The organism is Collinsella aerofaciens, from assembly GCF_040926265.1.
GTDB classification, from domain to species: Bacteria; Actinomycetota; Coriobacteriia; order Coriobacteriales; family Coriobacteriaceae; genus Collinsella; species Collinsella aerofaciens_BB.
The window spans coordinates 65,510-86,849 of the sequence record NZ_JBCOIL010000008.1; the positions used below are offsets into that span (position 1 = coordinate 65,510).

A 21,340-nucleotide genomic window follows, 5' to 3' on the forward strand; every position below is an offset into this window, starting at 1 on the left:
GATGAAGATTGAGTGGTCAAGGCGGGAGGGGCGCAGAGCCCCACACAACTACGACGAGGCAAAACCCGGGCAGGATCAGCGCCGCGTGAACATGCGAGCCACGCGCTGCAGGCCGGGATAGGCGTACTCCAAAAACTCACGCAGCCCGCAGTAGCCCGCATCGTAATAGGCGATGTTCAGGCGCTTGCAGTTGCGATGGCAAATGCCCTCAAAGGGGCAATCGGCGCACCGCGCGCAATCGCGACGCGGCTCGTTCAAAAACATGCGCATGGTCTCACAGGTCGCCATTGCCTCAAGGGAATCGACGCGAATATCGCCCACGCGGTACTCATCCAGCGCATAGAAGTCGCACGGATACACCGAACCGTCGCTTTCCACCACGAACTGCGGAGCGCAGCGGCCGAGCATACCGCACTGCGACGGAAACTGCCCGAGCGCCATCTGCATGACGTTCTCGAACAGCCAGATGCTCACATAGCGCCCAGCACCGAGCTCGCGCCACCACAAGTCGAACAAGCGGCGGTAGAACGAGGAGAAGGCACGCGGGTCGAGCGAAAACGTGTCCCGCTCATCGTCGAGGCCCGGCAGGCACGGGATGAACTGGATATGGGTGATCTTCTCCTGCTTGATGAAGGAGAAGACGCGCTGTGGATGCGCCGCCATCTGCGAGGTGAGGACCGAGAGTATGTTGACGTCCACGCCGCGCTCGCGCAGCAGGCGAACGCCGCTCATGACGCGCGCGTACGTAGCGGCACCGTGCGCATCGGGACGCATCGAATCGTGCAGGTCGCGATAAGCGTCAACCGAGACTCCGATGAGGAACCCGTGCTCGCGGAAGAACTCGGCCCATTCCTCTTCGATCAGGTAGCCGTTGGTCTGCAACGCCCAGCTCACCCGCTGGTTCTCACGGCGCTCCTCCACCCGCGCGACGAACGAATGGAAGAAGTCAAGGCCGGCCAGGGTGGGCTCGCCGCCCTGGAAGGCGAAAGAAATGTGCGCATCACTCGCCACGGCGAGTGCACGGTCGATGATGGCACTTGCCACGTCTTCGCCCATGACGCGGGCGCTCCGCTCCTCGCGATGAGCAGCGACATCGCAGTAAAAGCAGTACCTGCACCGCATGTTGCAAGCACTCGATGCCGGTTTTATCAAAAAGCCAATATGCTTCGCGCACATGGCACATACCCCCCTTCGCACAGGCTAGCCCTCACTCATCGGGCCGGAAACCACCTCCTTACCCGAGGCGGCGCATCCGGCCCGCACAATCACCGCATGAATCTTAGGCCAAGCCCAGGCGCTCCTTTTGCTCGGCCGGGGACTCATGCTCCTCCAGGCCGCGCAGCAGCAGGTCAATCATGCGCTGTTCGGCGTGGTCGTCCTTGCCGGCGAGATTATTAACCTGGCCGTAGTCACTCTCAAGGTCGAACAGCATCGTCTGCTCGACCTCGGCGAGCGGCGTGGCTCCCTCGATCTGGGCCGGCTTCTTACAGGGGATCTTGAACAGCGGGTACTTGGTGCGTTTGAAGTAGCGGCCACACTCAATCTCCTCCGGGCAGTCCGAACCCATCTTTTTGCGGATGGTGTGCGGCAGTGCGGTGTACTCGAAGCACGGCTGGTTGCCGGCGACCGGCGCGCGGAAGTAGGTGTAGCGGCCGTCGGTGACGTTGACGGTCATGGCGTGCACGCCGTACAGGGCGTAGCCACGCGTGGGCGCGTCAGCATCCGTCATGAGCGGCACGAGGGAGGTGCCGCACACATCTGCGGGAATCTCGCAGCCGTGGGCCTCAAGCACCGTGGGCATGATGTCGATTGCCTGAGTGAGCTGGCGGGCATGCTCGCCGGCGCGGGCGTTACCCGGGAAGTGCACAATGAACGGCAGATGCGCGAGCTCGTTATACAGGTGCATGTAGTTTTTGCCCATGTAGTCGCGCTCGCCCAGGAAATAGCCGTGGTCGGTGGTGACCATGACCATGGTATCGTCCAGCATCCCGCGCTCCTCGAGCTTGTCGATGAGCCTACCAAACCAGCGGTCGGTCATGGTGACGAGGGCCTTGTAGCGGCGCTGCAGGTAGTCCTCCGCGCCCTTGTTGACGTCGGTGGCGGAGACGCGCTTGTACTCAGGAATCTCGAAGTAGTCGCGGTCGAGCTCGCCAGTGCCGCCGTACATCTCCATGTACTTGTCGGGCACATCGAAGGGCTCGTGCGGGTCGAAGGCCTCAACCATAAGGAAGAAGTCGTCGGCCCCAGCATTGCCGTCGATCCAGTCGCAGGCGGACTGGAAGGTCTTGGGGCTCGGCATGTCCTCTTCGTTGGGCCAGAGCTGACGGTTCTTCTGGTACTGCTCGCGCACGCGCCCGTAGAAGGTCTCGGGCATGTTATTCGGCTCATCGATGCGGCTGACCCACGGGTCGCCCTCCTGGCCGCGGTAGTAATCCCAGGTGTTGAACTCCTGGAGGTAGCCCTCGCCACCGGTGCGTAGGTAGTGGCAGTGGTCGGTGGTGATGTGGCAGAAGTTGCCGTTCGCGCGCAGGCAGGCCGGCAGCGTCACATCGAAGGGCTCGATGGGGCCCCAGGGGCGCTCGAGGAAGTTGTAGCGACCGGTGAGGATGTCGCGGCGGGCAGGCATGCAGGGAGCCGAGCCGATCCAGTGGTTGTCGAACACGCAGGAACGCTCGGCAAAGGCATCGAGATTGGGGGTCTGGACGTCGGTTGCGGGGTTGTAGCACGACAGGACGTCGCGACGCAGAGTATCCATGAGCACGAGGACGGTTCTCATTGGCATCCTTTCGATAGTTGGATTTGCCAGATGGCGATACGCCAAAGGCACATGGGCATAATGGAGCGCACCCCGATCGCGCACGATGGAGAGCACATGAGACAACGATGCCCGCGCCCGGCATGCGGGGCGCGGGCATCAAACGATTTGCCTTTTGATAAGCTCGCGATTAGGCGAAGATCTTGAACGCCGGGAAGTAGAAACCGATAGCGGCGAACACAAGGGAGAACACAATCAGACCGATAATGATCTGGGCGGAGTTCTTGCCCTGGCCCTTCTTGAGCAGGCGATAGCAGATGAAAGTCAGAACGACAGGCAGCAGGAAGGGCAACACCTTATCGAGCTGGTCCTGGAGCACCAGCGGGTCACCCTCACCGAAGGCGAACTGCACGGCAAGCTTGAGCTTAACGGTCGTGGCGATCAGGCCGCCGGTGACCATGACGCCCAGCACGTTGGCGAGGTTGCCCAGACGGTCGAAGACCTGGACGCCCGCCTTCTCGACGAGCTCCATGCCCATCTCGTAACCCTTGTGCAGGCCGAAGTACTTCAGCGGCCAGTACAGCAGGTTGATGAGCAAGAACATCACGAGCGGACCCACAATGGAGCCGTTGTCGACGCACATAGATGCGCCGATGGAGCCGGCGATCGGGAACCAGGTGAGGTTCAGCAGGGAGTCACCAAGGCCGGCGAAGGGACCCATGAGGGAGGTCTTGATGCCGACGACGGTGTCCTTCTGATCCTCATCCGTGGTCTCCTCCAGGGCGGCGGTGATGCCAAGGATGAAGGGGATCGCGAGCGGGTGGGTGTTGAAGTACTCGAGGTGGCGCTTCATGGCGTTAACGCGCTCCTCCTTGGGGGCGTCCTTGTAGAGCTCCTCGAGGACAGGGGCAAAGCAGTAGGTCAGGGACAGCGACTGCATGCGCTCGTAGTTGTGCGCGAATTGGCAACCCTGGGTGCGCAGCAGGACCTTGTTCAGGGTGGAGTTGGAGATCTTACCCATTAGAGATCGTACTCCTCGTCATCATCGGAGCCGGCGGCAGAGGCGGCGGCAGGGGCGGGTTGATTCTTCTGGCCCTCGGTAATGACGTCCCACACGCCGGCGGCGGCGCAAGCGGCGAGCGCGATGCCCACGGTCGGGACGTTGAGGAAGGCGGCCATGATAAAGCCGAGCAGCAGGAAGATCCACATGTTCTTCTTCATCATCATGGTGAGGAGCATGGCCAGACCGACGGCGGGCATCATGCCACCGGCGGTGGAGAAGCCGGTGAGGACCCACGGAACCTGGTTCTGCAGGAAGGCCATGATGTCCTCGATCACGAAGGAGCCGATGCCCGTGGCGATGAAGACGGGAACGGCGCGGGTCAGGAAGAAGCACAGGGCGCCGGTCCAGAAGAACTTGTTGACGGCGTTGAACTTACCGGACTCGATGGCCTTGTCGGCACCGTGGACAAGCGAGACGTTAGTGGTCATGACCAAGATGTTCAGCTGCTGAACCAAGGTGGCGGTGGGGATGCCGATGGCGACTGCCAGGGCGATGGCGCTGGCGGTGTCGGTGGAACCCATGATGCCCAGGGCGGCACCGACGATGGTGCCGGAGATGACATCCGGCGGAACATAAGCGCCGATGTTGTTGACGCCGAGCCACATGAGCTCCATGGTCGCGCCGATCATGATGGCGGTCGTCATGTCACCGAGGATGATGCCGACGCCGACGGATGCCAGCAGGGGCTTGCGGAAGCCCAGGTGGGGACCGAACTGGTCCCAAGTGCACAGACCCGCCCAGATGGCGAGCAGAAGTGCCTGAAGCATAAGCCTCTCCTTCCCTATTCGCCCATCGTTCCCTCCGATGGGCACGCCCCGGGTTCACATGCCCGGAGATGGTTACTTACTTAGTAGTTCTTGAGGAGCTCGGACACGGGCTCCTTGGAATCGCGCGTGGTGGTCTGCATCCAGCAGTCGACGCCGAGGCCAATGAGCTCCTCGAAGGCGGCCTTTTCCTCGGCGGTGACGGACATGTTCTTGTGCAGGCGATGACGCTGCTCGTTGAAGCGCATGCCGGAGACGTTCAGGTAGTCGAACGGCAAGCCGTTCTCGTGCAGCTTGAGGGCGTCGATGGGGTTGGTGAAGAGCACCATCGTGGCCTTCTTGAGCTCGGTCTTCTTGAGGACCTCAATGAACTTCTCGACACCGAAGACGGAGACCTTGATGTCGGGGGCGGCGAGGCCGGCGACGGACTTCTGGACGGGGTCGTTGGCGACCTTATCCGAGACAATGATTGCCGATTCGATGCCGAAGTCGGGAATCCAAGTGGTGGCGACCTGACCGTGGATCAGGCGGTCATCGATGTCGACGAGTTTGAGTGCCATGATGTTCTCCTTTTCGTTTGTACGTTCCTTCAGTACCGTTTACGAATGCTCTGCTCGATCGAGGCGCCCACTCGGGGGATACGGGTGAGCGCCACTCGAATCGACGGGCTAACGAGCCTAGAGGTCCAAATCGTCCTCGTCTGCCTCCACGGCCGGAGCGGGAGCCTTGATCTCCTGCTGGGCCCCGGCGTGAGCGGCAGTGAGCTGGGCACGGACCGCGTCGGCGGAATCGAGGCCATCGCGGGTGAGCAGGAGCTCGACCGCAACGGGCATGGACAGGCCAGTGTAGGCAACCATGTTCATGCCGTTGAGCAGGCAGCGGGTAGTCACGTTGAATGGGGTGCCGCCGTAGATGTCGCATAGGGTGACGACGAGTTCGCACTCGGCGCTGAGGGTCTCGTAAGCCTCGCGCATCTCGGACTCGAAAGACTCCAGGCTCTTCTCGGCGGTGAGACCAAGAGCGATGACATCAGGCTGCTTGCCCGCAATCATCTCGACGGCGCCGAGGGCGGCCTGAGCGAACTCTCCGTGACTTGCAAGGATGACACCGATACGCATCTTCTGTCCTTTCATACTTATTAATTCTCTTCGTTCTGTTCGTTCTGTTCGTTCTGTTCGTTTATGTTCGTCTATATTTGTTTATTGGTCAAGAGATGATTTTTGGAATGAGCTCTATTTACCTCCTATTTGATGGTTTTTTCCGTGAGCGTTATGTTTTGACCGGTGAAAGGTAATGTGCCTTCGTGAACGGTTTGCGTTTATTTATGTTGTTCGTTTACATTGAAATAAGAACAAACGCTCGATGAGGGAGTCGGCACTCATGAAATCCGAACGCCAGCAGGCCATTCTCGACTTGCTCGATCAACATCATTCGGTATCGGTAAACGAGATATCTAATACCCTATCTGTTTCGGATATGACCATCAGGCGTGACCTGGCCGAGCTTGCCGACAAGGGCCTTCTTGTGCGCGTACACGGAGGGGCTCAGCTTCCACACTCCGCCCACGGAACAGCCCTTTCACGTTTGACCCCGCATGAGGAGAAACGTCGTTTTCAAGTTGATCAGAAACGTGCCGCTGCTATAGCCGCCGCCCAAACCGTCTCAGCCGGCGATACGATCTTTCTCGGTGGAGGCTCCACTCTCGAGCTCATGTGTTCGTATTTGCCCCAGGAGGACATACGCGTCGTCACCAACAGTCTTCCCGTGCTGAACCTGCTAGCCGACAATCCACATATAGATCTATTCTTTGTTGGTGGCATGATGCGTCACGACACGCGAGTTTTCACCATGCCATACAACGGCCGCGGCCCCTACGGTCTATCCGCTCCCAAGGCCTACGTCTCGGCAACCGGTATTTTTGGAAACGAGGTCTTTGGCTCTCGTCCCGATGCAGCCATGGTCCTCTCAGACGCTCTTTCTCGAGCTCAGGAGCGTTATCTTGTTGTAGATGCCGAAAAAGTCGGAAGGCGCGACTTCTGCCTTTTCACCACACTGGAGGATATGACCGCGGCATTCATTAACGAGGACGCAGACCCCCGGACCATCGAGGCCCTCCGCGCCTATACCTCCGTCATTACCGCATAATCCAATTGGCAAGCCATGCTTAAACCCGAACGTCACGAACAATTACTTGAGCTGTGCGCTCAGCGCGGAATGGTCACTGTTGCCCAAGCCGCAACAATCTTTGGTATATCTGAAATGACCGCTCGAAGAGACTTCGATGAGCTCTCGCGACGCGCTGGCGTCATCCGCGAGTACGGTGGCATCCGACTTTCAAGCGGCTCCCCCATTGCCGAAGAGGTCCCGTTTTTTGAAAAGCTCTCAATCCGCTCCCCTGAAAAAGAGCATATCGCACGCACCGCTGTCAACCTCATCAGAGAGCGCGACACCATCTTCCTCGGACCCGGTTCGACTTGCGCTCTCATCGCCCGTGCGCTGCCGCGCATGCGGCTGCGCGTCATCACAAACAGCATCATCGTGCTGAACATGCTCCAGACGCGTAACGATGTGGAGATCTGGGCCCTGGGAGGACAGTATCGCAAACGATCGGGTTCTTTCGTCGGGCCCATCGCCGAAGATGCTCTCGCCCCGCTCGGTATCGACACTTGCTTTATCGGCACCAACGGCGTACTCGCCCAATCCATCTCCTGTTCTAACCTTGAGGAAGGACGCTTACAGGCGCTCGCTTGCGATCGCGCCGCCAAGCGTTACCTTGTCTGCGATTCAAGCAAGATCGGACAGATGGACTTCTTCGGCTTCTTCAATCTCGATCAAATGGACGCACTCATCACCGATGCAAATGTCAACGACAAACAGCGTTCCATGGTTCTCGAATCAACTCGCATCATCGTCGCAGAATAGGCCTGTTTTGATTTAGCTGGACACCACAGCAAAGACCCCGATTCGATAAAGCCGAATCGGGGTCTCATTATTCGCATCAAATCGCAAATAGGTCAGCAGCTACTTCTCAGTGTAGACGCTCTCGCCACCGAGATAGGTCTCGACGAGGGATAGGTCGGGGTTGAGGACGACAACCTCACCCACGTAATCGGAGGTGCCGGCACCGGTGAGCACCACATTGAGGCGACCGTCGCCCATGGCGCGGGCGTCGGCCAGGAACGCCTCGACGGCCTCAAGGTTATCCTTGTAGATGTTCAGCGTGTCAAGCCAAAGCTCGGGAGACGACACGTTGATGCCTGCTTAACTCTGCTCGCTCAGGCTAAAGACTTTGTTGAGGATCGATGATCTGCTGCAAGGTGAACTTACATTGGGACGTGTCGCATTCTTCTTGCGAATCCTCAAAATCAAAGATCATGATGGCGCAGTTGGGGAGCTTTGCTGGGAGTTCGAAGCCCTCTGGGGCGGCGGCTTTGATGAATTGGCGGCTGGCGCTGCCATGGCTTACTGCCAGGACGGTTTCAACATCATCGGCGCTCATGAGATTAGCGAGCGTGCTTACCATACGCTCTTGCAGCGCCTGACTTCCCTCCCCTCCGAAGGGGATTAAGTCCTCGCCCGGATCCCAGACGTCGGTAGGCAGTGCGTCGTGCGGGCCCCCTTCAAAGGAGCCATAGCAGCGTTCGATGATGCCTTCGCAGGGCTCGACGGCGGCGTCCGGGCCGAGGAGCTCGCCTGCGACGAGCCGAGCCGTGGCCATGGCTCGGCTTAAAGGAGACGAGACTACCTTGTCGGGGGTGACGTCGCGGGCTTTAAGCCATGCGGCGGCCTTTGCGGCCTGCTGACGGCCCAAGTCCGTTAGCGGTGAATCGCAGCGGCCCTGGACGAGCTTTTTGACATTGAACTCCGTCTGACCGTGACGGGGCAGATACAGTTTCTTCATGGTCTCCCCTTTTGCGCGAATGGCCCTAGCGATACAGCCCTACTCGCGTGCCGCGCCGACGTAGTCTTCATCGACCGTAATCTTGGCTATCGACTTGGGATATTCGGACTCCACCTGCTGCGCCAGCGTGCGCCTAAGGTCATCGGCGCCCATCGTTAAATCCGAAGGACGCACGCAGTCAAAAATCACGTTAGTGTGCGTAGGGCCCGGCACGCAGCGCAGGTCGTGGATCGAAATACGGCCGTCGATCTGTTTGGCCATCGCGTTGATGCGGAGGCGCATATCTGCCACCTTTGGATCGTCGGTCACGATGGGGTCGTAATGAAGCGTGACGATCATGCCGTCATCTTTCCTAAACGCCTGCTCAATGTTGTCGAGCGTGTCATGACTCTCCAGCGGATCGGCTTCGGCCGCCATCTCGGCATGAGCGCTTGCGAACTTCCTGCCCGGGCCGTAATCGTGAACCATCAGATCGTGAACGCCCAAAACGCCGGGATAGCTCATGATCTTGTCTCGAATGTGCTTGACCAGCTTAGGATCGGGCGTCTGGCCCAAAAGCGGGCTCACCGTATCCTGGATGAGTTCAAAACCGCTCCAGCCAATATAGGCGCCAACGGCAAGGCCGACCCATGCGTCAAGATTGATGTGCGTCACCTGCGAAACAATTGCGCACGCTAACACGGCGCCTGTGGCAAGAACATCGTTCTTGGAATCTTGCGCGGTCGCGTGCAGCGTCTCGGACTCAATGCGGTCGCCGAGCTTTTGGTTGAGGGCCGCCATCCAGAGCTTTACGACCATCGAAAGCACGAGAACCGCCACCAGGGCAAGCGAGAACTCGACAGGTTCGGGGTGGATGACGCGCTCAACCGAGGACTTCACCAGCTCAACGCCAATCAACAGCACGAGCGCCGCCACGACCAGACCCGAGAGATACTCGTAGCGACCGTGTCCGTAAGGATGCTCGGGGTCGGCCGGCTTGCTCGCCAGCTTAAAGCCCAGCACGCTCACGATATTCGAGCTGGCATCGGACAGGTTGTTCATGGCGTCCGCCACGATCGAAACCGATCCCGACAGCACGCCAATTACGCCCTTCGCAGCGCATAGTGCCACATTGGCGAGAATACACACCACGCCCGTCAACGTGCCCACGCGCGCACGGTCGCCCTGCGCACGCTTAACAATCCACTCGACCATCTACATCCGCCCCCACGGTACTACCTATATATCTATTGCTCAAACGGATTGTAGTGTAGCCACTTTGTCCTCAAGATACAAAAGGCCGCAGCCCGCACGGGCCACGGCCTTGGAATGTGACATACGGGACTGCCCCTTTGTCGATCGATTTATGCGCTTGCCTCGGCCACGCTCTTCGAGGTTTCGGGCAAATCGGCTCCGTCCCCCGTCGCCCGCCCCTTCGCCGGCACCACGCCAAAGCAGTAGCTCAGCGCCGCAGACACCGCAAATGCCGTGCCGCCGGCAGCGCAGCACCACAGCAGGTTCGGGATGCCGCCCGTGGCAAAACCAATGACCATGAGGACATTCGTCATGCCGATGGTATAGGCCGTAACGTGGCCCACGGCCGCAACAAGACCTCCGACGGCGCCGCCAATGGCCATGCACGTCAGGCACCTGCCATATTTAAAGCCGCAACCGTACAGCGCCGGCTCGCTTACGCCGCCAAGAACACCCGAGATCGAATAGCCCAGCATGAGAGCCTTCTCGTCCTTATCCGCAACGCGGAGCGACGCGCCAAAAGGCATGCCCCAAACGGCGAACGTTGCCATCGTCGCGGCGATCAGGATGCACGAATCCGTTCCCACACTCATAAACTGCGCATAGGCGAGCGATAGGACGACGTTACTGACGCCCGCGATCTTAAGGAACTCCCAGCCCGCGGCAAGCCCCATGAGCGTGAGCAGCGACACGATGCCACCGGAATTGCCAAGCATAAACATAAGCTGGCCCAACAGCATGCCCAAATAGCTACCCGCCGGCGCCGTAATACACAGCGAAACCGGAACCATGACAAGCATGGTCGCAAACGGAACGAACGAAAAAGCCACGGCCTTAGGGATAACGCGCCGAAAGAAACACTCCACTTGCCAAAGCACGGGCACCGAAATGAGAACCGGAATAACAGTCGTCGTGTAATCGTTGACCGGCGCGGGAAGCAGGCCATACACGGAAGTCATCGATGCCCCCGTCGTCGATGCGGCATCGACGAGCTTAAGCAGATCGGGCGCAATCAATACGCCGCCCAGCATCATGCCCAGCTGCTCCGAGCAACCGAGCTGGCGGGCAGCCGCCCAACCAAGATAAACGGGCAAAAAGTAGTAGCCGGCGTTATAGAGCCAACTGTAGAACAGGCGATAGATTTCGGAATCGGCAGACCACAGGCCCAGCATGCCTTCACCCATAATGACGGCGACGGTGCGGAACAACGCCGCGCAGACAATAAACGGCAGCGCCGACATCATGCTTTTGGACAGATAGTCCACCACGGCCATGGCGTTTGATGAGACCGTCGTTGTAAACGAGGTGTTAGAAACTTGTAGCATGGAACGCCTTTCCCAATATGACATGCGGGCTGTCCCTTTGTCACATCGTGCGATACTGACCGATTGCGCGGTACTTTTCGTAGCGGAGGTTTGTGAGGGTCGCGTCGTCGAGCCGCCCAAGCGTATCGAAGGCATCAAATGCCGAGGACATGACGGCACCGGCGATCTCCTCATGCGACAGGCCCCTATCGTCAACAATGCCGTCGATGATGCCGAGCGCCAACAAATCGGGGGCCGTGAGCTTAAGCGCCTCGGCGGCCTCATTCGCGCGCTCGGTATCCTTCCACAGAATCGACGCACAGGCCTCGGGGCTCACGACCGAATAGGCCGAGCTCGAGAGCATCAGGATGCGGTCGGCCACGGACAGCGCCAACGCGCCACCAGAGCCGCCCTCGCCTGTCACCACCGAGACAATCGGCGTCTTAAGGCCGCTCATCTCCATGAGATTCCGGGCAATCGCCTCGCCCTGGCCGCGCTCCTCGGCACCGATGCCGCAAAACGCGCCCGAAGTATCGACCAGGCACAGAACCGGTCGACCAAACTTTTCGGCCTGGCGCATAAGGCGACGCGCCTTGCGGTAGCCCTCGGGATGTGCCATACCAAAGTTGCGACGCATGCGCTCTTTGGTCGTGGTGCCGCGCTCGATGGCGATAACCGTCACAGGACGTCCGTCTTTCCAGCCAATGCCACCCACCACGGCGGCGTCATCACCAAAGTAACGGTCGCCATGCAGCTCCACAAATCCGTCCAAGCCCAGCGAGATCATCTCGCCCGCCGTGGCACGATCTGCCGAGCGGGTCTGCTTGACAATCTCGAGCGCGGTTTTTGGTGGCGCCGAGCGCTTAAACAAGTGTCCCAGCTTTTTGCCGCGGCGACCCGTATGCACGATTTCATGCGGTGCCCCCAGGCCGGGCGCGTGCCCTTCGTGCAGCGCCAGCAGCTCGCCTACCGTGAGCGCAATCTCGCCACGCGGAACAACGGCATCGCAAAAGCCGTGCTCCATCAAAAACTCGGAGCGCTGGAATCCCTTGGGCAGTCGCTTGTGCATGTTCTGCTCGATCACGCGCGGGCCGGCAAATGCCGTCAGGGCATCGGGCTCGGCCAGGATAATGTCACCCTCCATGGCAAAGCTCGCGGTTACACCTCCGGTCGTGGGGTCGGTGAGCACCGTGATATACAGGCCGCCCGCCTCGCTGTGGCGCCTAACCGCCGCAGAAATCTTGGCCATCTGCATAAGCGAGGTCACGCCCTCTTGCATGCGCGCACCGCCCGAAACGGTAAAGCCGACAACTGGCAATCCCAGCTCGGTCGCACGCTCAAATGCGCGACAGATCTTCTCGCCCACCACGGAGCCCATCGAGCCCATCATAAAGTTAGCGTCCATAAAGAAGAGCGCCGTATCGCAACCGCAGATTTTGCCCCTGCCGCACACAACGGCATCGCGCTCGCCCGAACGCTCGCTCACGCTCTTGAGCTTATCGGCATAGCCGGGAAACGAGAGGAAGTCCTCCGACGCCAGATTGGCATCCCATTCCTCAAACGTGCCCTCGTCGACCGTCATGCGCATGCGCGCGCGACCGCTCACGCGAAAGTGTTTGCCGCAACGGGGGCAGACCTCGAGGTTGTCGTGCAGGCGTGCTTCATCGATCACGCGGCGACACTCCGGGCACTTGATAAACACGTGGCGCGCGGGAAACTCGGCGCACGACTCGGTCATCGGCCCCTCGAGGACGTTGACCGTCTTTGCTTTTCTATTCATCAGCATAGAGATGCCCCATCAGATCGGTGTGGTACATGCCCGACAAGAACTCGTCGTTTGCCAGCACGTCGAGCTGAAGCTCGCTGTTTTCGCTCACGCCCTCAATCACGAGCTCGCCCAGGGCCGAGCGCATCTTGCGAATGGCACCGTCACGCGTGGGCGCACACACGATGAGCTTGCCGAGCATGGAGTCGTAGTACGGCGGAACTTTCGCACCGGTAAACATGGCGGAATCCCAGCGCACGCGCGGACCACCCGGCACACGCAACGCGGTGACCGTTCCGCATGACGGCAGAAAGTCCGGCGTTTCGGCATTGATGCGGCACTCCATGGCGTGGTTGCGGACCGGCATGTCCTCCTGCTCAAAGGGCAGAGGCTGGCCGGCTGCCACGCGCAGCTGCCACTTGACCAAGTCGGTATCGGTCACAAACTCTGTAACCGGATGCTCCACCTGCAAGCGCGTGTTCATTTCCATAAAGTAGAAATTGCCGTCGTCCGAATACAGAAACTCGATGGTACCGGCTCCTTCGTAGCCGACGGCACGAGCCAGGTCACGCGCTGCCTTGTGCATGCGAGCACGAATGTCGTTGTGTCCGTCGAGGCACGGCGCGGGACTCTCTTCGATCAGCTTTTGGTTGCGACGCTGCACCGAGCACTCGCGCTCGCCGAGCGAAAATACATGGCCCTGCTTATCGGCCATAATCTGCACCTCAACGTGGTGCGCCGGCGCGACGAACTTCTCCATGTAGCACTCGCCGTCGCCAAAAACGGCCTCGCCCTCGGCACGCGCCTCGATGAACGCCTTTGCCGCATCTTCCACGCGCTCGACCTTGCGAATGCCGCGACCGCCACCGCCCGCGCGCGCCTTAATGAGCACGGGACAGCCAATGCGCTCGGCCTCGGCCGTCGCCTCCTCGGGACTTTTGAGCAAATCGCAGCCCGGCACGATGGGCACGCCCGCCGCGGCAGCCGTTCGGCGTGCGGCGTCCTTGTCGCCCATGCTGTCGATCACCTCGGCCGAAGGACCGACAAAAGCCAGGCCATACTTGTCGCAGTCGCGTACAAAGCTCGCCTTCTCGGAAAAGAAGCCATAGCCGGGATGAATTGCCTTAGCTCCCGACTTTACGGCACAGGTGAGCACAGCATCGTCGTTGAGGTAGCTCTCGGCAAGACGCGGACCGCCGATGCAATACGCCTCGTCGGCAAGCTGCACGTGCAGCGCGTCCGCATCGGCCGTGGAATAAACGGCGACGGTCTTGATGCCCATATCGCGGCACGCGCGGATAACACGGACCGCGACTTCGCCGCGGTTGGCGATGAGCACTTTGTCGAACATGAAGCCTTCCTTAACTTTCGTGCATGAGCGCAAAAGACATGTCGGCGCGGCAACAGACCTCACCGTTGACGCTTGCAGTACCCGTCGCAAAGCGGAACGGCCCGCGCGCACGCGTGATGGAGCACACCAGATCCACCGTATCGCCCGGGCGCACCGGACGCTTAAAGCGCACCTTGTCCAGACTCGCGTAGAACGGCGTCGCGCCGCGCGCCTCCTCATCGCCCATCAGCAACACGCAGCAGTTTTGGGCGAGCATCTCGCACTGGATCACGCCGGGGACCACCGGGTTTCCCGGAAAATGCCCCTGCAAAAAGTATTCGTCGCCCGTAATCGTGATCTTGCCGTGGGCCTCGTCGCCCACCAGCTCGGCTTCGTCGAGCAAAAGCATCGGCTCGCGATGCGGTAACAGCTTCTTGAGCTCTTCTTTGTTCATGGATATCACCTATCCGATCCTCATGAGGCAGCTGCCAAACTCCACGAGGTCGCCGTCGGCCACGCAGATCTCGAGCACCTCGCCGTCTGCCTCGGCCGTCACCTCGTTGAGAACCTTCATGGCCTCGATAATGCAGAGGGTCTCGCCGGCCTTGACCTTAGAGCCCACGTGCACAAACGGCTCGTCGCCCGGCGCCGGGGCAGCATAGAAAACGCCGACCATGGGAGCGGTCACCTCGGTGCCCTTGGGCTCCGGTGCGGCGGCAGGTGTCTGCGCGGCGGGCTCCGGTGCGGCAGGCGCGACTGTGGGAGCTGCAACTGGAGCGGCCATAGCGCTCGGCATGGGCATGGGCACGGCAACCGGCTGTGCGGCGCTCGCGCGCTCGAGTTCGACCGCGGTGCCATCGGGCTCCTCAACGCGCACGCGCGTGAGGCCGCGGTCCTCCATAACATCGGCTATCTCGGCAAGTCTTTTGGAATCCATGCTCTAGCTCCTCGTATATCTACGCAGCGCGATGGCGGCGTTGTGCCCGCCAAAGCCTAGGTTGGTCGAAAGCGCCCAGGTAAGGTCGGCGCGAACTGCGCGATTGGGCGTGTAGTCAAGATCGCAGGCGGGATCGGGCGTGCGGTAGTTAATGGTCGGCGGCACCACGCCCTGCTCGAGCGCCATGGCGCAGGCCATGACCTCGATGGCGCCCGTGGCACCGATCATGTGGCCGGTCATCGACTTAGTCGACGAGACGTGCGCGGCGCGCGCCGCGTCCTCGCCGAGCGCACGCTTAATGCCCGCCGTCTCGGACGAATCGTTGAGCTTGGTCGATGTGCCGTGAGCATTGATGTAGAGACCCTCGGAAGGCCTGACGTCGCCCTCGGTCACCGCCAGCGATATCGCGCGGGCAATGCCGGCAGCCTCGGGATCAGGACTCGTGATGTGATAGGCATCATCGGTGTTGCCGTAGCCCACGACCTCGGCATAAATGTGCGCACCGCGCGCCTGCGCATGTTCCATGCTCTCGAGCACGAGCACGCAGGCGCCCTCGCCCATCACAAAGCCGTCGCGGTCTGCATCGAACGGACGGCAGGCCGTCGCGGGATCGGGGTTGGTGGTCAATGCACGGCAGGACGTAAAGCCCGCAACGGCATCGGGGATAATTGCAGCCTCGGCGCCGCCCGCGAGGATCGCGTCGGCATAGCCGTGCTTGATGGCGCGGAACGCCTCGCCCACCGCATGGGCCGAGGTTGCGCACGCGGTCACCACGGGCAGGGTCGGGCCCTTTGCCTTGTGGCGGATTGCGATATTGCCCGATGCCATGTTGGGGATCATCATCGCGATCATATAGGGCGATGCGCGGCGGGGCCCACGTTCGGCAATCGTATGGACGTTGTCGACGAGCGTCGTCATGCCGCCCACGCCCGAGCCCACGTAGACGCCCAGGCGCTCTCGATCGATGGCGCCTTCGACATCAAAGCCCGCATCGCGCATGGCCTCGTCCGAAGCCGCCATCGCAAACTGAACGCAGGGGTCCAGATGCTTTGCATCACGCTTGCCAAAGTACTCGTTGCCGTCAAAGCCCTTGACCTCTGCCGCTACCTTGACGGCAAACGCATCGGTATCGAAGTGCGTAATCGGGCCGATGCCGCACGTGCCAGCGCACATTGCCGCCCAGGTGGCAAGCGCGGTGTTGCCGAGCGGCGATACGGCACCTATGCCGGTGATTGCAACTCTCTGTTCCATCATGGTCTCCTCATCCAAGCCGTTCTTCGGCCCTGGTTTCTACATCGCCATTCCGCCGTCGACGCGTATGACTTCGCCCGTAATGTAGGCAGCCGCATCGCTCACTAAAAATCGCACCACACCGGCCACCTCTTCGGGCTGCGCCATACGCTTAAGGGGAATCTGCTCCTCGGTTACCGTACACACCTTCTCCGAGAGCTTTGCCGTCATATCTGTCTCGACAAACCCGGGTGCGACCGCGTTCACTCGTACACCGCGGGGCGCAAGCTCGCGCGCCACCGCCTTGGTCAGGCCGATCACGCCCGCCTTGGAGGCAGCGTAGTTGGCCTGCCCGGCATTGCCCATCAGGCCCACAACCGAGCTCATGTTGACGACGCAGCCGCCGCGCTGGCGCATAAAGGTCTTGGTGAGCGCACGCGTCGTGTTAAACGTTCCTTTAAGATTGACATCGAGCACGCGATCGAAGGCGTCATCGCCCATGCGCATGAGCAGGCCATCGCGGGTGATGCCAGCGTTGTTGACGAGCGCCCAAATGGAGCCAAAGTCGTTGAGGACCGCTTCCACGCACGCGTTGACGGCAGCGGGGTCGGCCACGTCACATTGATATGAGCGCGCCGTGGCGCCAGCCGCCTCGCAGGCGTCGCACGTCTCGCGCGCCGCATCGACGCTGCCGGCATAGACGACGGCGATATCGTAGCCATCCTCCGCCAGACCGATAGCGCAGGCGCGGCCGATACCCCGCGAGCCGCCCGTGACCAGTGCCACGCGACGTGAGTCGTTGCGCTCGAGCGCGCCATTGTTCAAGTTGCCCATGTCATTCCTTTCGGGTTACAGCCCTGTGGACTATGCGAGCTCGTCGGCAATAGCTGCGACCTGCTCGGCCGTCTCGCACGAATACACACGAACGTCGCTCAACGTACGCTTGATCAGGCCGGACAGCGTTTTGCCGGGGCCGACCTCAATAAATGTGTCGATGCCTTGATCCTGCAGAGCATGCAGCGTATCGACCCAGCGCACGGCATTGCTCACCTGATTGGCCAAGACATCCGATGCCGTCTGGGGGTCCGCCGGATAGGGCGCCGCTGTCATATTTGCCAAAACAGGAATGAGCAACGGGGACGGCGCGTGACCGGCCTCAATATATGCGGCAAGGCCACAGGTCGCCTCGGCCATATAGGGGCTATGAAATGCACCCGACACCGCGACCTTCATGGCGCGGCCGCCAGCCTCTTTTACTAGGACGTCGAGGGTCTGCAGCGCATCGGGCGCTCCGGCCACAACCGTCTGCTGGGGACTGTTGTAGTTGACCGGCCAGCAGTCCTCGCCGGCCTGCGCAGCCAGGTTCTCGACTTGCGCAGCATCAAGTTTGATGACGGCGCGCATGCCGCCAGGGTGACGCTCGGCCGCCGTGGCCATCAATGCCGCGCGCTCACACACGAGCTCAAAACCCGCTTGCGTATCGAATGCCCCCGCAAAGCTGAGCGCAGCGACCTCGCCCAGCGAGAATCCCGCACAGGCGGCAGGCACCACGCCGCGCTCGCGCAGGGCGACGGCGACAGCCAAGTCGTGCACGAACACGCAAGGCTGCGTGTTCTCGGTCTGCGAGAGCTCCTCCTTGGAGGCGCTCCGGCACTGCTCGCTCGTCCCCGGGCGCACCTCATCGGCAATGACGAACACCTCGGCGGCCGCCGGCGATGTCTCAATCAAGTCGACGCCCATCGCGGGGTGCTGGGCACCCTGGCCGGCAAACAAAAACGCTACGCCACCCATGCGCACGCACCCTTCAGGACGTGCTCGGCGCCATCGACCAGGTCGTCAACGATTTCGCGTGCGCTCTTGCGCTCGTTGACCATGCCGGCAATCTGTCCACACAAAAACGAACCCTCTTCGTAGTTGCCGTCCTTGGCGGCCTTACGCAGCGCACCGGTTCCCATAGCACCGAGCTCCTCGGCACTCGCACCGGAACCCTCGCTCTTGGCATAGGCGTTGGTGAAGGGGCTCTTGAGGGCGCGCACTGGATGCCCCGTCGAGCGACCGGTCGCACGCGTCGAAGTGTCGTTGGCCTTCAGGACCATCTCTTTGTACTGCTCCGAGACGGTGCACTCATTCGCAACGAGAAAGCGCGTACCCACCTGGACGCCGGCTGCGCCCAGCATAAAGGCAGCCGCCACGCCGCGGCCGTCGGCAATACCGCCGGCGGCCACAACGGGAATGTCGACCGCATCGACGACCTGCGGCACCAGTGCCATCGTCGAGGTCTCGCCAATATGGCCGCCCGATTCGGTACCCTCGGCAACAACCGCCGTGGCTCCACGACGTGCCACGAGGCGCGCCAGCGCCACCGAGGCAACGACCGGGATGACCTTGATGCTCGCCTCGTTCCACGCCTTCATGTACTTGGCGGGATTGCCGGCGCCCGTCACGACGACCGGCACTCGCTCGTCAATCACGACCTGTGCAACCTCGTCGGCAAACGGGCTCATGAGCATGACGTTGACGCCAAAGGGCTTATCCGTCTTGGCGCGCAGCTCATGAATCTGGTCGCGAAGCCAGTTGGCGTCGGCGTTCATGGCCGCGATGATGCCTAAGCCACCCGCCTCGGACACTGCGGACGCCAGCGAGGCATCGGCAATCCAGGCCATACCGCCCTGGAACACGGGCTTTTCGATGCCGAGCAGATCGCAGAGAGGAGTCTTGAGCATCTCTACTTCTCCAATGCCGCCTCGACCGTATCGGCGAACTCGCCGACCGTCTTGGGGTTCTCCTCGGTATCGAGCTGGATGCCAAACTCGTCCTCGACGGCAACGAGGATCTCGACGGTGCCCAGGCTGTCGAGACCAATCTCCTCGAGCGTGGACTCGGGCTTCATCTCGACATCGTCAAGACCGGCGGTCTCGCGGATAACGTCGCAAACGCGCTCGAAGGTCTTCTGATCTGCCATGGTAGTTCTCCTTTGGTTGTGCCCTAGGGCGTTTTTATTTCCTATGTGCGACTACTTCCAACGAAGCAGATAGCCACCTATATCCAGACCGGCGCCAAATCCAACCAAGGCGATGGTGTCGCCTGTGTGAAGTGCGCCGGCGTTTGCCAGCCGGTCGAGGGCAAGCGGAATGCATGCGCTCGAAATGTTGCCGGTCTCGCGCAACGTGCGAACCACGCGCTCGTCCGGCACGCCCAGGCGCTTGACCGCCTGGCTCAGGATTCGTTCGTTAGCCTGATGGAATACAAAATGATCGATGTCTTCGACCAAAATGCCCGCATCGATCGCAAGCTTATGGACCGTGTCGCAGATGGCGTTGACGCCGAACTTGAACACGCGGCGGCCATTCATGGACAGCACGCTCACGCTATCTGCGGAAGCCTTAAACGGCGAGGTACCGACCAGACCGGGAACGCGCAACGTCTCGACGTCGGGCGCCGTCGAAAGCTCAACGGCAAGGGGGTTGTCTCCCCCAGCTTCAATCACTGCGGCGCCTGCCCCATCGCCAAAAAGCACGCAGGTGGCACGGTCGGTCCAGTCGAGCGCGCGCGTCATCTGCTCGGCAGCAACAACAAGCACGCGCTCGGCACGGCTGCGGGCGATATAGCCCTCGGCGACATCGAGCGCAAATACGAAGCCGGCACAAGCCGCCGAGACATCGAAGGCAGGGCACGTCGCGCCTAGTCGCTCAGCAACGGCACACGCCTCAGCGGGAACAAGGTGGTCACCCGTCGTCGTCGAGCAGACGATCAGATCCAGCTGGCTCGCGTCGATTCCGGACACCTGGAGTGCCCGCTCGCTCGCCGCTACGGCAAGGTCGTCAAGTGACTCGGTGGTGCAGACGTGGCGGCTCTTGATACCGGTGCGAGTAAAAATCCACTCATCCGAGGTATCGAGGAACTCAGACAGCTCGTCATTGGAAACACTGCGCTCAGGAAGTGCCGAACCTGTTCCAAGAATCGTGAAACCCATCACTAACCTCCTTTGAGTTGTTGACGTGTTTACATCGACCAAGAGAGGATAACGCATTTCAGTCTTTGTTGACGTGTTAACATTAAATTGTCCAAATGCGACAAAGGCTTCACATTGTGTCTATCTCTCGACACCATTGCGTCATTCACTTATTCAATAAGGAGGTAGCAGCCGCTATGGATGCCCAATTAACGATTGTCGACGTAACCGGATCGACCAACGATGACCTGCTCGAGGCAGGAAAACAGGGTGCGCCGCACGGCACAGGACTTGCCGCCCGCGCGCAAACGGCAGGACGCGGCCGGCGCGGCCACAAGTGGGATTCAACCGCCGGCAACTTATTGCTTTCGATTGTCCTGCGCCCATGCGTTAATCCTGCAAAGTTCTCTGGTCTTGCCGCCGTCAGCGGCCTTGCGGTGCTTGAAGCACTCGAAAAGCAGGGTCTTGCAAACGAGATTCGCCTTAAATGGCCCAACGACCTTGTCGCGCGAGGACGCAAGCTCGGCGGCATTCTGGTCGAGGCCGCACGCGATAACGAAGGCAAGCCCTTCGCCGTCTGCGGCATTGGCGTCAACGTAAACTACACGCCCCAAGAGGTACCCGATGGCGGTCTGGCGGCAATTGGCCTCTCGGACCTTAACGAGAGCGTTCCCACCGTCAACATGCTCCTCGATGAGGTCTATCACGCAGTTATAGACGCTGTAGATGCGTGGGCAGAGCGTCTTAACGCCATGGAAGAAGACGGCGGACCGCTCGCGCCCGTCCACGGCGAATATGTCACTCACCTCAATTGGATTGGGGAGCACGTTATCGCCCGTTCCCCTGCCGGCGACGAGCTGGCACGCGGCATCTTTAAAACCGTCGATGGCTTTGGTCGCGCGTGTATCGAAACGGAAGGCGGTTTGCGATCCTTCCATTTTGAGGAGGCATCGCTGCGACCCGCGAGCGAATAGGGCGCCACAGCCAGCCGCTCGGCAGCCTTATCCGGCGGTCCAATCCCATCATGCTAATCAGAACCACCCTTAAAAAGGGTGGTTTGCTCTTAGGGTATAACCCACGGGCCCCGGGCTCGCGTCTAAAGGCGC

23 protein-coding genes are annotated in these 21,340 nt (G+C 60.8%); 3 read left to right on the forward strand and 20 right to left on the reverse strand.

Annotated features, from left to right (window positions below; genetic code table 11):
• Nucleotides 1–75: 75 nt before the first annotated feature.
• From AB5767_RS03810 to AB5767_RS03835, 6 genes are all read right to left on the reverse strand, one after another.
• Entirely contained in the window at nt 76–1,176 is a 1,101-nt protein-coding gene (locus AB5767_RS03810; protein WP_117647580.1) for a radical SAM/SPASM domain-containing protein, read from the reverse strand.
• Between the two features lie 103 nt (nt 1,177–1,279).
• Complete coding sequence (locus AB5767_RS03815) at nt 1,280–2,776, reverse strand: sulfatase (protein WP_117647582.1); 1,497 nt, start codon at nt 2,774–2,776, stop codon at nt 1,280–1,282.
• A 169-nt stretch (nt 2,777–2,945) separates the two neighbouring features.
• Nucleotides 2,946–3,776: a PTS system mannose/fructose/sorbose family transporter subunit IID gene (locus tag AB5767_RS03820; RefSeq protein ID WP_117862213.1), complete on the reverse strand. Its 831-nt coding sequence runs from the start codon at nt 3,774–3,776 to the stop codon at nt 2,946–2,948.
• Entirely contained in the window at nt 3,776–4,585 is an 810-nt protein-coding gene (locus AB5767_RS03825) for a PTS mannose/fructose/sorbose/N-acetylgalactosamine transporter subunit IIC (RefSeq protein ID WP_117647586.1), read from the reverse strand. Before AB5767_RS03825 ends, AB5767_RS03820 begins: the two co-directional genes overlap by 1 nt.
• A gap of 80 nt (nt 4,586–4,665) precedes the next feature.
• Nucleotides 4,666–5,142, reverse strand: coding sequence for a PTS sugar transporter subunit IIB (locus tag AB5767_RS03830; RefSeq protein WP_117647588.1), 477 nt, complete (start codon nt 5,140–5,142; stop codon nt 4,666–4,668).
• 117 nt (nt 5,143–5,259) lie between these two features.
• Nucleotides 5,260–5,715, reverse strand: coding sequence for a PTS sugar transporter subunit IIA (locus tag AB5767_RS03835; protein WP_233543591.1), 456 nt, complete (start codon nt 5,713–5,715; stop codon nt 5,260–5,262).
• A gap of 247 nt (nt 5,716–5,962) precedes the next feature.
• Here AB5767_RS03835 and AB5767_RS03840 point away from each other — a divergent pair, with 247 nt between their 5' ends.
• Nucleotides 5,963–6,727: a DeoR/GlpR family DNA-binding transcription regulator gene (locus AB5767_RS03840; RefSeq protein WP_233543592.1), complete on the forward strand. Its 765-nt coding sequence runs from the start codon at nt 5,963–5,965 to the stop codon at nt 6,725–6,727.
• 15 nt (nt 6,728–6,742) lie between these two features.
• A complete protein-coding gene (locus AB5767_RS03845; RefSeq protein ID WP_117862215.1) occupies nt 6,743–7,504 on the forward strand; it encodes a DeoR/GlpR family DNA-binding transcription regulator in 762 nt (253 codons plus the stop codon).
• A gap of 99 nt (nt 7,505–7,603) precedes the next feature.
• Here AB5767_RS03845 and AB5767_RS03850 read toward each other — a convergent pair whose 3' ends face one another.
• From AB5767_RS03850 to AB5767_RS03915, 14 genes are all read right to left on the reverse strand, one after another.
• Entirely contained in the window at nt 7,604–7,831 is a 228-nt protein-coding gene (locus AB5767_RS03850) for a hypothetical protein (RefSeq protein WP_233506705.1), read from the reverse strand.
• A 31-nt stretch (nt 7,832–7,862) separates the two neighbouring features.
• Nucleotides 7,863–8,483, reverse strand: a complete 621-nt coding sequence (locus AB5767_RS03855) for a histidine phosphatase family protein (protein WP_368131873.1) — start codon at nt 8,481–8,483, stop codon at nt 7,863–7,865.
• A gap of 39 nt (nt 8,484–8,522) precedes the next feature.
• The gene (locus AB5767_RS03860) at nt 8,523–9,677 is read right to left on the reverse strand and encodes a cation diffusion facilitator family transporter (RefSeq protein ID WP_368131872.1); all 1,155 of its coding nucleotides are present in this window, start codon (nt 9,675–9,677) and stop codon (nt 8,523–8,525) included.
• A gap of 149 nt (nt 9,678–9,826) precedes the next feature.
• Nucleotides 9,827–11,041: a PTS sugar transporter subunit IIC gene (locus tag AB5767_RS03865; RefSeq protein ID WP_368131871.1), complete on the reverse strand. Its 1,215-nt coding sequence runs from the start codon at nt 11,039–11,041 to the stop codon at nt 9,827–9,829.
• A gap of 40 nt (nt 11,042–11,081) precedes the next feature.
• Nucleotides 11,082–12,806, reverse strand: coding sequence for an acetyl-CoA carboxylase, carboxyltransferase subunit beta (gene accD / locus AB5767_RS03870; protein ID WP_368131870.1), 1,725 nt, complete (start codon nt 12,804–12,806; stop codon nt 11,082–11,084).
• Complete coding sequence (locus AB5767_RS03875) at nt 12,793–14,136, reverse strand: acetyl-CoA carboxylase biotin carboxylase subunit (RefSeq protein ID WP_152067433.1); 1,344 nt, start codon at nt 14,134–14,136, stop codon at nt 12,793–12,795. The genes accD and AB5767_RS03875 overlap by 14 nt, the downstream gene beginning before the upstream one ends.
• Before the next feature lie 10 nt (nt 14,137–14,146).
• Complete coding sequence (gene fabZ, locus AB5767_RS03880; RefSeq protein ID WP_368131869.1) at nt 14,147–14,569, reverse strand: 3-hydroxyacyl-ACP dehydratase FabZ; 423 nt, start codon at nt 14,567–14,569, stop codon at nt 14,147–14,149.
• A gap of 9 nt (nt 14,570–14,578) precedes the next feature.
• A complete protein-coding gene (gene accB / locus AB5767_RS03885) occupies nt 14,579–15,052 on the reverse strand; it encodes an acetyl-CoA carboxylase biotin carboxyl carrier protein (RefSeq protein WP_022094191.1) in 474 nt (157 codons plus the stop codon).
• A 3-nt stretch (nt 15,053–15,055) separates the two neighbouring features.
• Complete coding sequence (gene fabF, locus AB5767_RS03890) at nt 15,056–16,303, reverse strand: beta-ketoacyl-ACP synthase II (RefSeq protein ID WP_196025294.1); 1,248 nt, start codon at nt 16,301–16,303, stop codon at nt 15,056–15,058.
• Nucleotides 16,304–16,342: 39 nt separating this feature from the next.
• Nucleotides 16,343–17,116 carry a 3-oxoacyl-[acyl-carrier-protein] reductase gene (gene fabG, locus AB5767_RS03895; RefSeq protein WP_195520901.1) on the reverse strand — a complete coding sequence of 258 codons (774 nt, stop codon included), beginning with the start codon at nt 17,114–17,116 and terminating at the stop codon, nt 16,343–16,345.
• 30 nt (nt 17,117–17,146) lie between these two features.
• Entirely contained in the window at nt 17,147–18,073 is a 927-nt protein-coding gene (locus AB5767_RS03900; protein WP_368131868.1) for an ACP S-malonyltransferase, read from the reverse strand.
• A complete protein-coding gene (fabK, locus tag AB5767_RS03905) occupies nt 18,061–19,005 on the reverse strand; it encodes an enoyl-[acyl-carrier-protein] reductase FabK (protein WP_343001094.1) in 945 nt (314 codons plus the stop codon). Before fabK ends, AB5767_RS03900 begins: the two co-directional genes overlap by 13 nt.
• 2 nt (nt 19,006–19,007) lie before the next feature.
• Complete coding sequence (locus AB5767_RS03910) at nt 19,008–19,244, reverse strand: acyl carrier protein (RefSeq protein ID WP_006235019.1); 237 nt, start codon at nt 19,242–19,244, stop codon at nt 19,008–19,010.
• A 51-nt stretch (nt 19,245–19,295) separates the two neighbouring features.
• On the reverse strand, nt 19,296–20,255 hold the full coding sequence (locus AB5767_RS03915; protein ID WP_161160724.1) for a 3-oxoacyl-ACP synthase III family protein: 960 nt from the start codon (nt 20,253–20,255) through the stop codon (nt 19,296–19,298).
• A gap of 176 nt (nt 20,256–20,431) precedes the next feature.
• Between AB5767_RS03915 and AB5767_RS03920 the strand changes: the two genes are divergently transcribed.
• Nucleotides 20,432–21,208, forward strand: coding sequence for a biotin--[acetyl-CoA-carboxylase] ligase (locus AB5767_RS03920; RefSeq protein WP_368131867.1), 777 nt, complete (start codon nt 20,432–20,434; stop codon nt 21,206–21,208).
• Nucleotides 21,209–21,340: the final 132 nt, after the last annotated feature.

Excerpts from the sequence above, each read along its gene's own strand:
- AB5767_RS03820 (WP_117862213.1), bottom strand. The coding sequence starts at position 3,776 with ATGGGTAAGATCTCCAACTCCACCCTGAACAAGGTCCTGCTGCGCACC.
- AB5767_RS03815 (WP_117647582.1), bottom strand. The coding sequence starts at position 2,776 with ATGAGAACCGTCCTCGTGCTCATGGATACTCTGCGTCGCGACGTCCTG.
- AB5767_RS03840 (WP_233543592.1), top strand. The coding sequence starts at position 5,963 with ATGAAATCCGAACGCCAGCAGGCCATTCTCGACTTGCTCGATCAACAT.
- AB5767_RS03845 (WP_117862215.1), top strand. The coding sequence starts at position 6,743 with ATGCTTAAACCCGAACGTCACGAACAATTACTTGAGCTGTGCGCTCAG.
- fabZ (WP_368131869.1), bottom strand. The coding sequence starts at position 14,569 with ATGAACAAAGAAGAGCTCAAGAAGCTGTTACCGCATCGCGAGCCGATG.
- fabG (WP_195520901.1), bottom strand. The coding sequence starts at position 17,116 with ATGGGCAACTTGAACAATGGCGCGCTCGAGCGCAACGACTCACGTCGC.
- AB5767_RS03810 (WP_117647580.1), bottom strand. The coding sequence starts at position 1,176 with ATGTGCGCGAAGCATATTGGCTTTTTGATAAAACCGGCATCGAGTGCT.
- accD (WP_368131870.1), bottom strand. The coding sequence starts at position 12,806 with ATGCTGATGAATAGAAAAGCAAAGACGGTCAACGTCCTCGAGGGGCCG.
- fabK (WP_343001094.1), bottom strand. The coding sequence starts at position 19,005 with ATGCTCAAGACTCCTCTCTGCGATCTGCTCGGCATCGAAAAGCCCGTG.
- AB5767_RS03875 (WP_152067433.1), bottom strand. The coding sequence starts at position 14,136 with ATGTTCGACAAAGTGCTCATCGCCAACCGCGGCGAAGTCGCGGTCCGT.
- AB5767_RS03915 (WP_161160724.1), bottom strand. The coding sequence starts at position 20,255 with ATGGGTTTCACGATTCTTGGAACAGGTTCGGCACTTCCTGAGCGCAGT.
- AB5767_RS03910 (WP_006235019.1), bottom strand. The coding sequence starts at position 19,244 with ATGGCAGATCAGAAGACCTTCGAGCGCGTTTGCGACGTTATCCGCGAG.
- AB5767_RS03825 (WP_117647586.1), bottom strand. The coding sequence starts at position 4,585 with ATGCTTCAGGCACTTCTGCTCGCCATCTGGGCGGGTCTGTGCACTTGG.
- AB5767_RS03860 (WP_368131872.1), bottom strand. The coding sequence starts at position 9,677 with ATGGTCGAGTGGATTGTTAAGCGTGCGCAGGGCGACCGTGCGCGCGTG.
- AB5767_RS03835 (WP_233543591.1), bottom strand. The coding sequence starts at position 5,715 with ATGAAAGGACAGAAGATGCGTATCGGTGTCATCCTTGCAAGTCACGGA.
- AB5767_RS03900 (WP_368131868.1), bottom strand. The coding sequence starts at position 18,073 with ATGGGTGGCGTAGCGTTTTTGTTTGCCGGCCAGGGTGCCCAGCACCCC.
- AB5767_RS03855 (WP_368131873.1), bottom strand. The coding sequence starts at position 8,483 with ATGAAGAAACTGTATCTGCCCCGTCACGGTCAGACGGAGTTCAATGTC.
- fabF (WP_196025294.1), bottom strand. The coding sequence starts at position 16,303 with ATGGAACAGAGAGTTGCAATCACCGGCATAGGTGCCGTATCGCCGCTC.
- AB5767_RS03830 (WP_117647588.1), bottom strand. The coding sequence starts at position 5,142 with ATGGCACTCAAACTCGTCGACATCGATGACCGCCTGATCCACGGTCAG.
- AB5767_RS03865 (WP_368131871.1), bottom strand. The coding sequence starts at position 11,041 with ATGCTACAAGTTTCTAACACCTCGTTTACAACGACGGTCTCATCAAAC.
- accB (WP_022094191.1), bottom strand. The coding sequence starts at position 15,052 with ATGGATTCCAAAAGACTTGCCGAGATAGCCGATGTTATGGAGGACCGC.
- AB5767_RS03920 (WP_368131867.1), top strand. The coding sequence starts at position 20,432 with ATGGATGCCCAATTAACGATTGTCGACGTAACCGGATCGACCAACGAT.